Annotated in this window: 8 protein-coding genes and 1 pseudogene; 8 read left to right on the forward strand and 1 reads right to left on the reverse strand. The window is 33.5% G+C overall.

The window, feature by feature from the left end; genetic code table 11:
• Nucleotide 1 precedes the first annotated feature (1 nt).
• From D9780_RS00155 to D9780_RS00185, 7 genes are all read left to right on the forward strand, one after another.
• Nucleotides 2–2,167 carry a glycosyltransferase family 2 protein gene (locus D9780_RS00155; RefSeq protein ID WP_121638831.1) on the forward strand — a complete coding sequence of 722 codons (2,166 nt, stop codon included), beginning with the start codon at nt 2–4 and terminating at the stop codon, nt 2,165–2,167.
• Nucleotides 2,148–3,611 (forward strand): ATP-grasp fold amidoligase family protein, encoded by a 1,464-nt coding sequence (locus D9780_RS00160; RefSeq protein ID WP_121638832.1) that lies wholly within the window; start codon nt 2,148–2,150, stop codon nt 3,609–3,611. Before D9780_RS00155 ends, D9780_RS00160 begins: the two co-directional genes overlap by 20 nt.
• 23 nt (nt 3,612–3,634) lie before the next feature.
• The gene (locus D9780_RS00165; protein ID WP_121638833.1) at nt 3,635–5,263 is read left to right on the forward strand and encodes an ATP-binding protein; all 1,629 of its coding nucleotides are present in this window, start codon (nt 3,635–3,637) and stop codon (nt 5,261–5,263) included.
• 16 nt (nt 5,264–5,279) lie between these two features.
• Nucleotides 5,280–6,875, forward strand: coding sequence for an acylphosphatase (locus D9780_RS00170; protein ID WP_121638834.1), 1,596 nt, complete (start codon nt 5,280–5,282; stop codon nt 6,873–6,875).
• A gap of 18 nt (nt 6,876–6,893) precedes the next feature.
• On the forward strand, nt 6,894–8,327 hold the full coding sequence (locus tag D9780_RS00175) for a D-alanine--D-alanine ligase family protein (protein WP_121638835.1): 1,434 nt from the start codon (nt 6,894–6,896) through the stop codon (nt 8,325–8,327).
• A gap of 36 nt (nt 8,328–8,363) precedes the next feature.
• On the forward strand, nt 8,364–9,962 hold the full coding sequence (locus D9780_RS00180; RefSeq protein WP_121638836.1) for an acylphosphatase: 1,599 nt from the start codon (nt 8,364–8,366) through the stop codon (nt 9,960–9,962).
• Between the two features lie 712 nt (nt 9,963–10,674).
• On the forward strand, nt 10,675–12,402 hold the full coding sequence (locus tag D9780_RS00185) for an ATP-binding protein (protein WP_162985742.1): 1,728 nt from the start codon (nt 10,675–10,677) through the stop codon (nt 12,400–12,402).
• Between the two features lie 27 nt (nt 12,403–12,429).
• On the opposite strand, the pseudogene D9780_RS00190 reads toward D9780_RS00185, so the two are convergent.
• Nucleotides 12,430–13,615, reverse strand: a pseudogene (locus D9780_RS00190) (IS3 family transposase).
• A gap of 365 nt (nt 13,616–13,980) precedes the next feature.
• On the opposite strand from D9780_RS00190, the gene D9780_RS00195 reads away from it, so the two are divergent.
• Nucleotides 13,981–17,076, forward strand: a complete 3,096-nt coding sequence (locus D9780_RS00195; protein WP_121638838.1) for a peptidoglycan-binding protein — start codon at nt 13,981–13,983, stop codon at nt 17,074–17,076.
• Nucleotides 17,077–17,296: the final 220 nt, after the last annotated feature.

Raw genomic sequence — 17,296 nt, forward strand, 5'->3', positions numbered from 1 at the left:
TATGAACCATTGGGGAGGAGAGCTGGACACTTCAAACGAAAAGAATGCTGCGCTAGAAGCTGAGTTAGCAAATCTGAATCAAGTTATAGCAGAAAAAAAAGCGCAACAACAAGAAACAAGAGAGATGCGAATTAGAACAGAAGCTGTTTTTCAAGATATTCTACACAGCAAATGGTGGAAAACTATTTTATATATGAGTCACTTAAAAGAACAAGCGGGAGAAGTAGTTGCTGCGCTTATCGGTAAACGTGATCGTCGCGAACTCTATAGTCGTTTATATAGAAGAAAAAAAATTGACAATCAATTAAAATCATATCGATATTATTTATATAACCTTGGCTTTACTGAACGAGTTATTAATGAATTAAAATACAAATATAAAACGACAACAAAGCGTTATGAGCGAAGAGCGATTGCTTGGGAGTTAGCTTTATGGTATGCAAGTTTTCAAACTGAAATAAGTGCTGAAAAGGCTTTGAAATTTATCCCGGAAGCTAAGCTAAAGGACGCGGGTCAAGCGCACTTGCGCAAATTAGCAATTGTTGAAAGTGAATGTCATCTTCTGATAGGAAATAGAGAGAAAGCGAAAACTATTATCTACCATATGTTAGATAAACAACAGCACCCAGACTTGTTTTTAGCTGCAGTAAATGTAGAGACGAATATAAGTAAACGACTTGATTGGATTAATAAGGTTTTTACTTTTTACGAGCTCCCAACAGTCACTATAAAAAGAGACGTTACTTATTATGATGGTTTTAGAAGTGAAGAAAAGCTTGATCATGCCCAAGGGATGCAAAAAGTAACTATTATCGTTCCTGTTTTTAATGCAGCACATACCATTTCTACTACGTTAGACTCGCTGATTGTACAAACTTGGAAAAATTTAGAGATTATCGTTGTCGATGATTGTAGTAAAGACCAAACAAAAAAAGTGGTAGAGGAGCATATTAGAAAGGATCAACGCATTCGTCTACTTACAACTCCTGTAAATAGTGGCCCTTATGTAGCTAGAAATATTGGCTTGCAAGCTGCTTCAGGAGGTTACATTACTGTTAATGATGCAGACGATTGGGCGCACCCCAAAAAAATTGAAATCCAAGTGGCTCATTTAATCCAAACAAATGCAGTAGCTAACATGTCACAACAAGTCAGAATTACGGAACAAATTACTGCGTTTCGTAGAGGTTTACCTGGCTATTATATTTTTAATAATATGTCATCACTGATGTTTGATCGAAATAGAGTGGTAGAAAAAGTTGGTTACTGGGATACTGTTCGTTTTGCAGGAGATAGTGAATATGTTTACCGTTTAAAACATGCATTTGGAGATCATGAAGTAGTTGCTTTAAACACGGGCCCATTATCATTTCAAAGACAAACGGAAAGTTCATTGACAAATAATCAAACATTTGGATATAGCGGATATCTATTCGGAACTCGAAAAGAATATGCAGCTGCATATAGATATTATCATCATAATGGTGGCAATGTATTCTTTCCTCCATCCCAAGAAACAAGACTTTTTGTAGCGCCACAACATATGCAGGCTAATGTCGAACCAAAGAACTATTTTGATATTGTTATTGCTGGAGACTTTAGACATTCAACAGCGTTATTACTTCAAGAAATAAAAGCCATTCATGCAGCAGACTATCGAATAGCACTTATGCAAATGGACACCTATTGCTTGAAAATAAGCAATGAAATGAACTCGAATATACGAGCTTTTATAAATGAAAATTATATTCCCGTTTTAACAATAGGAGATGTAGTTCGTTGTGAAGTCTTGCTAATTCGAAATGCAGAAGCTCTTACAGAAAAACAGGCTTACTTGCCTGATATAACTCCAAATATGGCGACAGTCGTATTAGATGAAATGTTTGTTGCACTACTCATGGAAGAAAAGAAAAAGGCCCATGTTATGAGAAAGTGCGCGCATAGAGTGCAGGAATACTTTAATAAAAAAGGGAAATGGCTCCCATACAGTGATAGAGAAAGAGAACAATTAAACAACATGCGCTTGAAATATGTGAAACTATCTTTTGATAATTGGGGAAATAGTACCACCGCTAATCAGAGGTATATGCTTCATTTGCAAGATTGGATTGTAAATCATGACGTTTCCAATAAGGGAGATGGGTACAATGACACAAAAGCACCCTAGTGAAAAAAATGTACAACAAGCGTTAAAGTCGAACGAAACAGCTTCAGATGTAGAAACAGAATCACAAAAAGAGAATGCTTTGTTGAAAGAGTTAATACGTAAAGAAGCTTTAATAGCTCAAGCTGAGTCAGAACAGAAAAAAGATAGGAAAGAAATTAAAAACATTACATCTAGTAATACATGGAAATTATTTACACCATTAAGGAAGCTAAAAGAAAAATTTTTTGCAACAGAAAAAACACAAGGGTATGTACGAAGACTAGAAACAGAACTAGAGCAAATACAACAACAATTATTACAAACACAACAACAATTACAAGCTTTGTCATTAGACGATAGAAAATTGAAAAGCCACACGGTAGTAGAAAATATGCGTGAGCTAAAAAACAGCGGTGAACTTATTGATTTTGTAGAAAAAGTAGTAGAAGATAAACAACAACATTTAGCAAACTATCAGGAAGCCCTATTGTATGCAGCTAGGTTATTTATGCATGATGATGATATTTATAGGAATTTCGTATATGCAAAAGTTTTACAAGGTTTATCCTTGGAAGAAATACCAGAATTCATTATTCGCGCAGGTTTAGTTGAAGATAACGCTTTACCATTAAAGCAATCGGCGTCCTTTCGAGCAAGTTTAAACATGCGTATTCGTCAAAGTCAGTTAATTGGCGCTTTACCGGAATGGTTATTGGATGATAAAAAAGATGCATATAAATTTATAGATGCTTTCGAAATAAGAAGACCTTGGGTGTCGAATCAAACATACCAGATGGAAAATCTTCCAGCAAAAGAAGGAATTGTTATTAAACCTACTGATGGTGCTGGTTCTCGCGGTGTATATCTCGTATATCAATTAAATGATATAATAGATGTGAAACGCGGGGTACGAATATCCAATTGGGATGAATTAATAGCACATATGAAAAAAGATATATTGACTGGCTGGGTACATCGTAATGAGTGGATGACGGAAGAACTAATTTTAGCCGATCAAAATAATAAGGAACCAGCTAGGGATATAAAATTTTATTGCTTTTATGGCCGAGTAGGTCTTATTCTAGAAATAACTCGTTTTCCTGAACAAAAACATTGTTGGTGGGACGCTTTTGGAAACCGAATTCGTACTGGTAAGTATGAAGAATCATCATTTCTTGGTGAAGGTGCTTCTCAAGAAGAAATAGAAATGGCCCGTACGTTAAGTTTACAAATTCCCGCTCCATTCATACGCATTGACTTTTTAAGGTCGTCTGATGAGCTGGTATTTGGCGAATTTACTCCTAAACCAGGTAATTACGATGATTTTAACGAAGAAATCGATAAACAGTTAGGTAATTATTATTTAGAGGCAGAAGGTAAATTAGTTTCGGATTTATTTAACGGAAAAGCGTTTAACACGTTTAAGCAATTAACTGCTAAGATTCATGAAACAAACAATATGTAGGTGTACTAGGAGGAGAAAGACAAATGGAAGAGATAAGTTCGGAGTGGTTACCCCATCTCTCCAATGAAATTGTTACTGATGCCCAAGGCTATTTATTAGATGCATATGCTGTGGCCTTGGAAGGATGGCGAAGAGGATTAACGCTGCGCTGGCATGTAAAGGATTCAGAAAAATTTAAAGAGATGTCTACGTGGTATGTAGATAACCCAGGTCAATTATTTTCTTTGCGATCAGAAAGCCATACACATTATTTCTTTCGAACAAGAGGAGATAAGGTTACAAATGATGCAGTGCGTATTGGAAAAGATAAGGATTTAACGAAGCAGGCATTAAGCCGGGCTGATGTCCCCGTTCCAAAGGGGAGACAGTTTACAAATGAAGAACCCGATGAGGCTATTGTTGCCTATGCTAATGAAATAGGTTACCCAGTAGTTATTAAACCAATAGATGGTAGCTTTGGCAGAGGGGTGATTTCAAACATTACCACATCTGGAGAGTTAATACATTCTGTATCTTATTTACGATCTGAACTTGGATACCAAGATATTATATTGGAAAAACATATTTCGGGAAACGATTATCGGTTATATGTCGTAGGTGATAAAGTAGTTGGTGCTATGCATCGAGTTCCCCCAAATGTTGTTGGTGACGGGGTAAATTCAATTCAAGCGCTAATTCAATTAAAAAATGAACAACGTAGTTTAAATCCTCGTTTAGAAAGTTGTCCTATACCTGTAAACGATGAGATCATTGATTTTATTGGCAGAAAAGGCTATACATTGGATAGCGTTCCAGAGAAGGGAGCACATATATATTTAAGCGATAAATGTAATATTTCTATAGGGGGCGACCCTATCGATGTGTTGGATACGTTGGATGAAACGACAAAGAATATTGCTGTAAATGCTTTAAATGCTGTAGATGGTTTAACACATGGCGCAGTAGACGTTATTGTTGATGAGAAAGCTGAAGCAGAAGAACGAGCAGTTGTTATTGAGTTAAACCCGACGGCACAAATCGGTGGTTTATTATTTCCGATTAAAGGAAAAGCACGTGATATCCCTGCTGCCATCATCGACTTTTACTTTCCAGAGACAGCTGGGAAACAACTACCAAATAAGGAACGGATCTACTTTGACTTGCATGATGTATTAGATCCACTATCTAATGGTACCGCTGTCGTTTCAACAGTTATCAATTTAAAACCTTACTTTCTTTATAGCAAAAAACTGACTGTTTCTGGTGAAATATTAAACCCTAATTTTTTTAACTATATACATGATTTCTTTCTAGTAAATCATGTATTTGGATTTTTGAAAAAAAGTGATAGTAGTAAAATAGAATTTGTACTCTCTTCTTATAATAAAAATATTTTTAACGAACTAAAAAGTATATTATATTCTACTAATTTAATTAATGTAAAGCAAATTGAAGAAAAAGAATGGCCATTACCTATTAAGGCTGGATTTAAATTTATAAAGAACGACAGACAACTAGTAGAACAATTATTGGTATTAAAGAAAGAACTATTGGAAGTTAAAAAAGAAAACATGCTCGTCAAACGTAGGTATGAAAGTTTAGTAAATAGCATGGCTTGGAAGATAAATAAACCTTCACGGTTTATTAAAAGTTTATTTAGTAGATCTAGTTAAAAAAGGAGTAAAGGTGATGAATATGAAAGAAACGAATGATGTTTATCTTGATACATTAAAGAACATAATACCGAAAGAAGCATATGGAGCAAATGCTACAATGTTCGCTATAGCTTTGGAAGGCTGGAGAAGAGGACTGACATTAAAATTTTATAAAGCTTATATTAATGAGCGAATAAAGATCAGATACGCTTTGAGCAATGGTAACAAAACAATTGATTTCCAGTTGTCTTTAGCACAAATAGTACCTAAAGACGTGAGGCGTATTACAAAAAGTAAAGAAGCAACAAAAAAGTATTTAATTGCCAACAATGTCCCTACCCCTAAGGGAAGAGGATTTAGTGAAGAAGATTCAGATGAAGAAATTATTAATTATGTAAATGATTTAGAGTATCCTTTGGTTCTAAAACCTACAAACGCTAGTTTAGGTATAGGTGTAACGACTAACATTAGTGATAGAGACACGTTTATAAAAAAATTAAAACATTTAAGAAATGTTATGGGATATAAAGAAATTATTGTGGAAGAACAGGTTGACGGAGAAGATACTAGATTGTTTATTGTGGATAATAGTGTAGTTGGAGCATTTAAAAGGATTCCATCTAATGTGGTAGGTAATGGTAAAAATTCAATTAAAGAATTAATAGAATTACAAAACAATCTAATAAAGAACAACCCACATGGTGGAGATTATAGAATTGAGATTAATGAAAAATTAAAAAAATTTGTCACGCAAGCAGGTTATAGCTTAAACTATATTCCTGAAAATGGCCAAAGAATTAACTTGAATAGTAGCACAATCCACTCTCAAGGTGGACAGACTGTAGATGTTACGGATGATCTAAGTGAAAAAACAAAGAAAATTGCCATTAGTGCTGTCAAGGCCCTCCCAGAATTACCAGTATGTGGGGTAGATATAATGGTAGATAAAAATAAAGATACCAATTTTGTTTTAGAACTTAATTCTCGACCTAATATTGGAGGAGGCTTATTTCCAATGACAGGAAAGGGGAGAGATGTTTCTAAAGCGATTGTAGATTATTATTTTCCTGAAACTAAAGCTATAAATCCAAATGTATTAAACTTTTATTTTGATTATAATAAAGTTGTAGATGTTTTGCATAGAGGAGCAGCAAAAGAAGTAATAATCCCAAATCATCCTAAGAATTCTATAAGCAAAAGAATGGTAGTTTATGGAAATGTACAGGGTGTAGGGTTTAGGAACATGGTATATAAAAAAGCTGTAGGAAAAAAATTAAGTGGGTTCGTTTTAAATGAAAAAAGTAAAAAAGTAACAATTGTTGTTGCAGGTGAAGAGGCAAAAGTAGAATCATTCACAGAAGAAATAAAGGAATATAAAGGTAGAAAAATAAATGTAGATCAAGTATTAGAACAAAAATGGGAAAAACCAGTTAAAATAGGGTTTGAAATTATAAAAAATTCCTCTAAAACAACAAGATCAAAGAAGGAATTAAGTAAAGAGAAAGATAGAATTCAACAATTAAAGCGGGACTGTGAAAGACTTCAAAAAAAGTTAGACAAAATGGAAAAAAGCAATAGTTGGAAAATAACAAAGCCTCTCAGAAATGTAGCAGGTCTGCTTAAGAGATAACTTTAGGGAGGAAAGATAGTGAGCTATAACTGTGAAGAACGCTTGAGTTCTATGAATGTTACAGTAAATGAAGCAGATATGCACTCTATTGCGCTTGAAGGATGGAGAAGAGGTCTTAAACTAAGGTTTTACAACTATTGTATAAATGACAAAGTGGAATTAAGGTATTCTTTAAGAAACTGCAGTAAAGAACACTTTTTTAAAGGTTTTAGTGGCGACTTAAATTCTAGTCTATCTAAAGATATTTGTGCAAATAAATATATAACTTACAGTTATTTAAGTGATGCAAATATCCCGACCCCAAAGTTTAGGTTATTTAATCTTGATGTGGAATATAATAGCTTCATACAATATGTAAAAAATTCAGAGTTACCTCTATGTTTAACTCCTGTTGAAAAAGAAGGAAATATAGTTGAAATCTATTGTCGAAATGAATTAAAAAAAGTGATTGATTATGATTTGAGATTAAGAGAAGCTAAAAATGTTATAGTAGAACATCTAGCTTCAGGTGAAAAGATAAGCGTGATCGTAATAAACAATAAAGTGGTAGGTGCTGTAAAAAAATCTGACATTAAAATAAAGGAACTAAATAATAATAATGATTATCATCAGTTGTACTCTTTCACAGCAAAAAATGGTGACCTAATAGACATCACAAATATAATAAGGGAAAAGCATAAAAATATTGCCATTACAGCCGTTAATGCAATACCAGGATTATCACATGCTACTGTAGATATGGTGATTAATGAAAGCGGAGAAGAGACAATATTGGCAGTAAATGAAGATACTGAATTAGATCCTTATCTACTTTCTCTTGGGGATAAAGCAGGAGATATCCCTAAGGAAATGATTAATTTATATTTTCCTGAGACAAAAGGGGTTAGTACGGAGAATTCAAATGTAAGTTTAAATTTTGATGGTATAATTCACTCTCTTAGGGGCGGAGTAGTAAATCAACTTGACATAGCGTCCTGTACTAATAATGTATTAAAGGCTAGAAGATATGTATTAAATGGTGATTTTGATCCAGAAATTTATTACCAATGGTTTAGAAATAAAGTTTATAAACAGAGTTTGAATGGATTTATGAGAAAGCTTGGGGAAAATTATAGTGAAATTATCTTAGCTGGAGCAGATGAAAACCAAATAAATCGTTTTGAAAAAAACTTTAATCACGGAACAGTGAAGCCGTATATAAGAGAGTTAAATAAAGAAAAATGGGAATTTCTAAATATTATAGGTTTTACTTTAGTAGGCAAGGTTGAAAATCTTACTAATAAAGAATTGGAAAATAGAATAGAAGAATTAAAACAAAAGATTTTATATATAAATAAAGAGAACGATAATGTAAAACAAGATATACAGAGTATTGTAGGTAGTAAGATATGGAAAATAACGTTGCTTATTAGAATGTTCTTAGAAGCAATTAAAAGATTTTTTAAATCATAAAGTTAGCGTTTAATAGTATTAGGAGGATTTAACATCATGGAATCTAATAATAGTAGATGGCTACAGCATCTTATTAATGCAGTCCCACAAGCGGGCTTTGGAAAAAAACTAAGTATGTATACAATAGCTTTAGAAGGCTGGAGAAGAGGTTTGAAATTAAAGTTCTTTACTATTGATGACCCAGAGAATAAATTGAGAATAAGATATTCGCTAAGCTATAAAGGCAAAGAGCATAGATTTGAATCATCAAAAGGCGATAAGACTACTGACTTAGCTTATGAAATCTGTGATAATAAATTTTTGACTAAAGAATATTTACAAAAAGCAGGAGTGCCAGTAGCGGAAGGGAAACGTTTTACATCTGAAGAGTCTGATGAAAAAATTATCCAGTTCGCTAATTCATTAGGTTTTCCTCTTGTATTAAAACCAATAAACGCTAATGGAGGTAAGGGAGTATTTTCTAATATTAATAGTATGGATTCTTTTAAAGAAGCATTATATCATGTTAGAGAAATATTGGGATATCAAGATATAATTGTTGAAACTTACATTCCTGGAAATGAGTACCGTGTAGTAGTTGTAAACGGAAAAGTAGTGGGGGCCTTAAATAGGATACCTGCAAACGTGATTGGGAATGGAAAAGATAACATTCGTGACTTAATTAAGAACAAAAATAGAGAGAGGAAAAAAAACCCTCATTTAAAGAGCCGTGTAATAAAGGTTGATACAACTGTAATAGAGTTACTTAAATCTTATGGATATTCGCTAACAACCGTTCCAAAGGATGGAGAAGTAGTACCTTTAAGATTAACAAGTAATTTATCTACTGGTGGTGATTCTGTGGACCTTACAGATGTGCTACCGGATAATTTGAAAAAAATAGCTATAGACGCCACGGAAGCAATACCTGGGTTAACTGTAAGTGGAATGGATATGATAGTTGATAGTGTAAGTAAGAAGGGAGTAATTATAGAAGCTAATACAAGGCCAGGATTAGGTGGACATCTATTTCCCGCAGATGGTATTGCAAGAGATATACCGAAGGAAATAATTGATTTCTATTTTCCTGAGACTAAAAATGTTGAAAAGTCTTGTTTGTTTTTTGACTTTAACAGTATCTTAGATCCTCTTCAAAAGAGAACTGCTAAAGTAGTAGAAGTTACCGATCTCCCAAAAGGGGAGTTATATGGAAAAAAATTTATTGTTACAGGAAAAGTTCAAAACGTTGGATACCTTGCTTGGATTAAGAGGCAAGCCTTGTCAAGAAGAATGCATGGTTTTGCAGAAAACTTATCTAATGGAGATGTGGTGATAGTTGTAGCTGGTATGAACCAACAAGAAATTGATGACTTTAAAGAAGTGTGTCTTCAGGGAAACGATAAGTCTGAAGTAACAGGAGTAAACGAACAACATTGGGATTATCCTGTTAAAATTGGTTTTGAAATTAATAGGGAGTTAACTAGAGATGAGATTCAAGAACTAGAAGAAGAGAAAAAACAAGTTGAAAAAGAGAGAGATTTTTATAAAAAAAGATATGGTCAAATTAAATCTAGTAGAATGTGGAGAACTCTAAGCCCACTTAGACATGTTTTGGATTTTTTTAAACACACAATTAGAACACTCAAAAGAACTTAAATTTAAAAAAAGAGTCTACCATTTGCTTACTAGATTTTTCTTGTTATATGAGGGACACGTATAAACGCGTCCTCTTTTAGTAATCAATTAAATATTCAGTCTCAATATGATATTGTTTAACATAACCTCATGATAAGAATTTAAATTTACTTTCTTAAGGTTAGGATTAATAACACAGATATATTATTTTTGCCGTATCCTCCAAGTAGAATATTACAGTATCTAAAAGGAAGGTCATCGAAATTAACGCTGGATGAGTTTCCAGAAAAAGAGATATTAGGGACAATAAATGTGGGAAAGCCCCACCGTAGGGACGATAACGGAAGACAATGAAGTTTAAGGGCGAAATTTTCAAGATAGAAGAATGTGTTTATTTTAGTTTTGAGCATGCTTCAGCCTAAGTCGTTTGTGCGGGACTTTAGCTTGAAAAATGTCTTTTGTCGTCGACAATTATGTTTACATCCACCTGCTTTAGCGGTTTGTCGTTTAATAAACTAATAATAAAACTTTATAATGCTTGGACAATCCAGAATACAGAATGTTAACAATTTCGTTCAAAATACTAGCGTTGCATAAACGACATCTAAATTTTTTTATTAAATGTTATTATAAGAGAGCCAAAAATTAAATACCCATCTTAAGGTGGTTTCATCCATTAGTAAAACGTTAATAACATAGAATGTATAATATAAACCTAGAAAGGGGCAAATTTATGAAAGAAGAAAATTTGAATTGGCTCCCTCAGTTAAAAAACGCCATTCCAGTATATGGTTACGGTAATAGGTTAAGTATGTACCTAATAAGTTTAGAGGCATGGAGAAGAGGAGTAAATGTTATATTTTTTACAGAAGCGAATTCAGAAAACAAAGTTCTGATTAGATATGCTTTGGAGAAAAACGGCAATAAATTTGTATTTAATTCGTCACAAGGCGAAAAATTAAGTGAGAAGGCTTATAATATATGTAAAAATAAAGATGAAACAAAAAGTTATTTAAAAAAATGTGGTTTACCTGTGCCTGAGGGTACGAAGTTTGAAACAACCTCGAAAGTAGAAACTATATTAAGATATGCTGAAAAAATTGGTTTTCCAGTAGTGGTAAAGCCCACTAATGAAAAAGGAGGAAGAGGGGTTTTCTCTAATATAACTACAAAAAATGAGTTGAAAGAAACCATTATATTTTTAAAAAATGAAATGGGTATTAGAGATATAATCGTAGAAAAGTATATTTCAGGAACTGAGTATAGAATTTTGTTAATAAATGGAGACATAGTTGCAGCGGCGAATCGGATTCCTGCGAATGTAATAGGGGATGGAGTTAACACAATAGAACAGTTAATAAACCTAAAAAATAAATCAAAGAAACAAAATCCTAATTTATCAAAAAAAGTAATAAAAATTGATAGGGAAGTTTTAAAAACTCTTGAACAATCGGGTTATAAACTAGATAGTATTCCTTCAGATGGAGAGCGGATTTTTGTGAGACAAAATAGTAATGTTTCAACTGGTGGTGATGCTATAGATGTTACTGACGAATTGTCTGAAGAAGTAAAGAAGATAGCAATTAATGCAAGTAAGGCAATACCTGGATTAGATGTTTGTGGTCTAGATATGATCGTAAATAATAATAAAAATAAAGGGACAATAATTGAACTGAATACTAAACCAATGTTAGGTCTACATGTTTTTCCAGTTGCAGGAGAACCCAGAGATGTTGTTAGCCCAATAATTGATTATTATTTTCCAGAGACTATTGGCAAGCCAAAAACGAACTTGTATTTCAACTTTGACAATGTTGTGTCTGTCCTCGACAATGTGACAGTGAAAGAAATAAAACTTCAACCTCCAGAGACATTAGTGGAATTGGTCAGTAAAAGATATTCTTTACATGGTCAATCAATTAACCAGCAGTATTGTCTTTCGATTAAAAGAAAGGCCATTAAACAAGGGTTACATGGATTTATTAATTTAGTAGAAAAAAACAAAGCGAAATTAATGTTATCAGGAAGAGACATAAAAGTTATTGAAGTATTTGAAGAGAATTTTTTATATAATCACTCGATAGATATAGTAGAAAATGGTGTTTTTAATGAGCCTATTAAAATTGGATTTGAAATGGAAGGTAGAAGTAATAAAGAAATTCTAAAAGACCTAAGAAAAGAGAGAAAAGAAAGAGCATTTCTGCAAAGAAAATTAAATCAAGAGGCAGAAAAAAAAGAGTATTTAAAACAGTTAGATATGGAGAATAATGAAAAAATTAAATTATTAACTAGAGAAATATCAAACCTTAAAAAGGAAAATAAACTTATTGAGGCACAGAAGCAAGAGGTATCAAATCAACTTAATATATATAAAAATAAGTATTCATCAATTATAAATTCCAAAACATGGCGCTTCACTCTGCCTGTTAGAAAGTTTTTAAAAAAAATCTCCGGAAATTGAGTAGTTGATAATCTGGTATGTCAACACTTAACTAGACAATTTTTTTAAGGTGTTTTCTTTAAATTGAATGGGTGTTATATAATCTAGGTTTTCATGAATACGACAATGGTTAAACCAATGGACGTAATTAGCTAACTCCAGTTGTAATTGTTGTAAATGCTTAAAGCCTCTACCATTCACAAACTCTGTTTTAAATGATTTAAACGTGGATTCAGCGACAGCGTTATTATAAGGGGATCCTTTTGAGCTAAGAGAACGTTCGATTTGAAAGGCAGCTAACGCTTCATCCACGATTTGATTATCGAATTCTTTACCACGATCCGTATGAAAAATAGCGACCTCTTGCAGGTTTGCTGGAATACTAGCTAAAGCTTTCATCACCAATCGATGGTCTTTGTTTGCTCCTGCGCTATATCCAATAATTTCTCGATTAAAAAGGTCAACAAATAGGCAGACGTATTTCCATTTTTCAGCTACATCTACATACGTCAAGTCACTTGCAAGCACACGAAGTGGTGTAGATGAGCTAAAATCACGATTTAATACATTGGCAATTTCGGCTTCATTGCTCTGCTTCGACGAAGGCTTGTACGCTCGTTTTGCATTGTATTTAGAAACGAGATCATTCTCACGCATAATGCGTGCAATTCGGTGCGTCTGGATACTTGCTTGCCTTGTTGTTTGAGCACTACTTTGATTTTACGTGATTCATACGCTCTACGGCTTTGATGAAAAATATCCTTAATTAAGATGGTTAATTCTTTTTCTTCCTTCCACCTATTGCTTTCTTTACGTTGTAGCTCGCCAGTAGTATCCACTGCGAGAAACGTCCAGAATGGTGCACATCGCTGATATCGAATATTTATGCGTGTTTTGCTTTATAACAGTTACTTTCGTCCGATAACCAGCGTTGCTTGCTTTTTAGTAAGACTTAGCATTTTATATGCTTAGTCGCATTTATACCTTTAGGTGCAAATATCATTTTCCATTCGTAATTGCTGGTTTTCTTTGCGTAGTTTCAGAATCTCATTTTCTTCTGGTGTACTTTTTCTTTAAAAGAGCCAGTCTGACTATGTTGTTTTATCCATTTATCCAATGCAGATGGCGTCAAGTCATGCTAGGCAATAATGTCTTTTCGACGTTTTCCGTTTCGGTATAGTTGTACCATTTGAGATTTGAATTCGGCTGAGAAGGTTCTTCTTGCTTTTGTCATTATGGTTACACTCCTTTTTTAAATGAGTAGACGTAGACCCTTATGGTGACTGCTTACATGCGGCCTTGACCAAGCCTCTGCGGGCATGATTGATACGCCAAGGAGCCAGGTATTAAAACACTTGGCTCTTAAAAACAGGGTATCATGCCACGCTTCTCCGCATAAAGGCACTTTGTTGAGTAAATTTACTTTTTTAATAGGAATCATTTTATGTTCTGTTTAGTCTACTTCACCTTAATTTTTTGTCTAGTCAAGTGTAACCTATCCAGTGTAAATAATAGTATATAAGTGTATTTGTTTAATAGGAATCATTTTCTTCCGATATAAAATGTGTAATAATATAATTAGAAGGAGGTGAGACTAGAGTGAAATATAAAAAAATAATAGTTTTATTAGCAAGCTTGCTTTTTCTTTCTCACTTTAGTCCTATTAACACGTATGCAATTAACATTGATTATATGGAGCAGAAGGAAAATATTAAGGAAGATTTAAACAGTGAACAAATGAAAAAATCTTCATCTAATTACTCTTCAATAGCTGAACCTGTAGACAGCAACTTAGAAGAGGGAGAACAGGGTACCGATAAACCTAATGAAAAAGAGTTGATTAAGGGAGAATCTGAAGGCAATAGTCAATCTTCGGAAAATTATTCTGGTGAAATAGATGAAGAGAAAATTGATGCTAAAGAATTTTTCAAAAATAAATCTGTTGAAGAAAAGGATCAAGGCACTACTTCTTCTAATAGTAAGAGTGAGAACGTTGACTCGCCACAAGAAAATGAAAAAGTAGATGAAACTACAAAAACGGCAAAAAAATATCATAAAGGTGATAGTGGATCTCATGTAGTAGAATTAAAGGAAGACCTGGTGCAATTAGGATTTGCAAGATGGAAAAAGCCAAGCTTATATTATGGTTCGATTACAGCAAAAGTGGTAAGGGAATTTCAAAACTATTATAATTTAAACCCATCTGGGATAGCTGACCAAACTACAAGAGATAAAATAGAAAAAGTGCTTAATCCACCATACCAAAAGGGAGATCGTGGTACCCCAGTTACTAAGTTAAAAGAAAAACTAGTAGAACTAGGATATGCTAAATGGTCAAAGCCAAGTCAATACTATGGAAATGTTACAGCAAATGTAGTTAGAGAATTTCAAAAAGACTACAATATGCCTACAGATGGAGTAGCAGGGGAGAAGACTTTAAATAAGATAGAAGCAGCTATAAATGGAGATCTTAAATATCATAAAGGTGATAGTGGATCTCATGTAGTAGAATTAAAAGAAGACCTGGTGCAATTAGGATTTGCAAGATGGAAAAAGCCAAGCGAATATTACGGTTCGATTACAGCAAAAGTGGTAAGGGAATTTCAAAACTACTATAATTTAAACCCATCTGGGATAGCTGACCAAACTACAAGAGATAAAATAGAAAAAGTGCTTAATCCACCATACCAAAAGGGAGATCGTGGTACCCCAGTTACTAAGCTAAAAGAAAAACTAGTAGAACTAGGATATGCTAAATGGTCAAAGCCAAGTCAATACTATGGAAATGTTACAGCAAGTGTAGTTAGAGAATTTCAAAAAGACTACAGTATGCCTACAGATGGAGTAGCAGGGGAGAAGACTTTAAATAAGATAGAAGCAGCTATAAATGGAGATCTTAAATATCATAAAGGTGATAGTGGATCTCATGTAGTAGAATTAAAAGAAGACCTGGTGCAATTAGGATTTGCAAGATGGAAAAAGCCAAGCGAATATTACGGTTCGATTACAGCAAAAGTGGTAAGGGAATTTCAAAACTACTATAATTTAAACCCATCTGGGATAGCTGACCAAACTACAAGAGATAAAATAGAAAAAGTACTTAATCCACCATATCAAAAGGGAGATCGTGGTACCCCAGTTACTAAGTTAAAAGAAAAACTAGTAGAATTAGGATATGCTAAATGGTCAAAGCCAAGTCAATACTATGGAAATGTTACAGCAAATGTAGTTAGAGAATTTCAAAATTATCATGGCATTTTTGTAACTGGCGTTGCTAATAGTCAAACACTAAAAGTTTTAGAAAAAGCTTTAAAAGGGGAGACAAATCGATATAAAAGAGGTGATAGTGGATCTCATGTAGTAGAATTAAAAGAAGACTTAGTAAAACTAGGTTTTGCAAGGTGGTCAAGCCCAAATGAATACTATGGATCAATTACTACTAAAGTAGTAAAAGAATTTCAAAACTACTATAGTCTAAATGTAACTGGTAATGCTGATATATTGACTTTATCAAAAATTGAAAGCATATTGTCTGGTAGGTATACTTTAGGTGATAAAGGAGATCATGTGCTTGACTTGAAGCAGAAGTTGGCTATATTGGGCTATGATAATTGGACTATGTTAACCAATTATTATGGATCTGAAACTGTAAAAGCTATAAAAAGATTTCAATCTGCATATGGGCTGAAAGTAAGTGGAATAGCGGATGAAGTAACGTTAAAAGCTTTATTTAAAGCAGAAGCTTCTGTCAACTATTCCAAATATAACCTATCTCTTGATCAGGCTGTAGATATGCAAATGGAATTATCTATCCCACCACAAACAGATCAAAACTATGCATATGTTTCTGCAGCTTACATCAATGATGATAATCAGGTAACAGCAGATGTTTTAAATGTTCGATCAGGTCCAAGTGTTGCGAATCGCGAAGTAGGAACACTTGCGAAAGGAACAGTTGTTGCTATTCTTGGAGAAACAAATGGCTGGTACCAAATTGAATTCAGAAGCGGTCAATGGGTAAACGCTAGCCGTGATGATGTCCGATACTATTTAAACCCTAACAATTTTATTAATGACGATAAGCAAAAATTCCAGTTCTTAGATCTTTCAAGAACAAGTAATGCTACTGTTTCTTTAGTAAATAGGTATTTAAATGGAAAAGGTATTCTAGAGGGACAAGGTCAAGCATTTATTGATGCAAGTGATACGCATGGAGTAAGTGATGTTTATTTGCTCTCTCATGCATTACTTGAAACTGGGAATGGAACTTCAGCGTTAGCTAATGGCGTTAAGGTAGGAAAAAATAGCACTGGTAAACTGGAGTTAGTAACTTCTAGTAATAAAGATCGACTACACAATATAAAAACTACCTATAACATGTTTGGTATAGGGGCAGTTGATGGCAATGCTCATGAAGGTGGAGCTTTCCGTGCTTATCAGGAAGGTTGGTTTACACCAAGAGAGGCAATTGTTGGCGGTGCTAGTTTTATCGGAAACAGCTACATTAAAGCTGGTCAAAATACATTGTACAAAATGAGATGGAACCCTAAATCAATGGATGAATTAGGATATCCATCACATCAATACGCCACGGACGTTGGCTGGGCATCAAAACAAATTTACACTATGTACAATCTTTATCAAGATTTAGGTATTCGTAATGTTTATTTAGATGTGCCAGAATATCGTAATTAATTAATTCTATCAATATAATAAATGTATCCAGTTTTCACTAAGTGAAAACTGGATTTTTTATATTATAGGTTTAAGATTTATAGTATAATCAACATTACTATTTTTGCCATAAAGATGTGGCGATAAGTTAAGTTTTTTAGTAGGTGAACAAGAAGTCGAAATATGTATAATCATTTGTCACTGTTTTATGGTAAAATGAACGTGAGAATATTTTACAAAA

The sequence above is a fragment of the Virgibacillus sp. Bac330 genome (assembly GCF_003667845.1).
GTDB lineage: Bacteria > Bacillota > Bacilli > Bacillales > Amphibacillaceae > Virgibacillus > Virgibacillus chiguensis.

Excerpts from the sequence above, each read along its gene's own strand:
- D9780_RS00155 (WP_121638831.1), top strand. The coding sequence starts at position 2 with ATGAACCATTGGGGAGGAGAGCTGGACACTTCAAACGAAAAGAATGCT.
- D9780_RS00160 (WP_121638832.1), top strand. The coding sequence starts at position 2,148 with ATGACACAAAAGCACCCTAGTGAAAAAAATGTACAACAAGCGTTAAAG.
- D9780_RS00165 (WP_121638833.1), top strand. The coding sequence starts at position 3,635 with ATGGAAGAGATAAGTTCGGAGTGGTTACCCCATCTCTCCAATGAAATT.
- D9780_RS00180 (WP_121638836.1), top strand. The coding sequence starts at position 8,364 with ATGGAATCTAATAATAGTAGATGGCTACAGCATCTTATTAATGCAGTC.
- D9780_RS00185 (WP_162985742.1), top strand. The coding sequence starts at position 10,675 with ATGAAAGAAGAAAATTTGAATTGGCTCCCTCAGTTAAAAAACGCCATT.
- D9780_RS00170 (WP_121638834.1), top strand. The coding sequence starts at position 5,280 with ATGAATATGAAAGAAACGAATGATGTTTATCTTGATACATTAAAGAAC.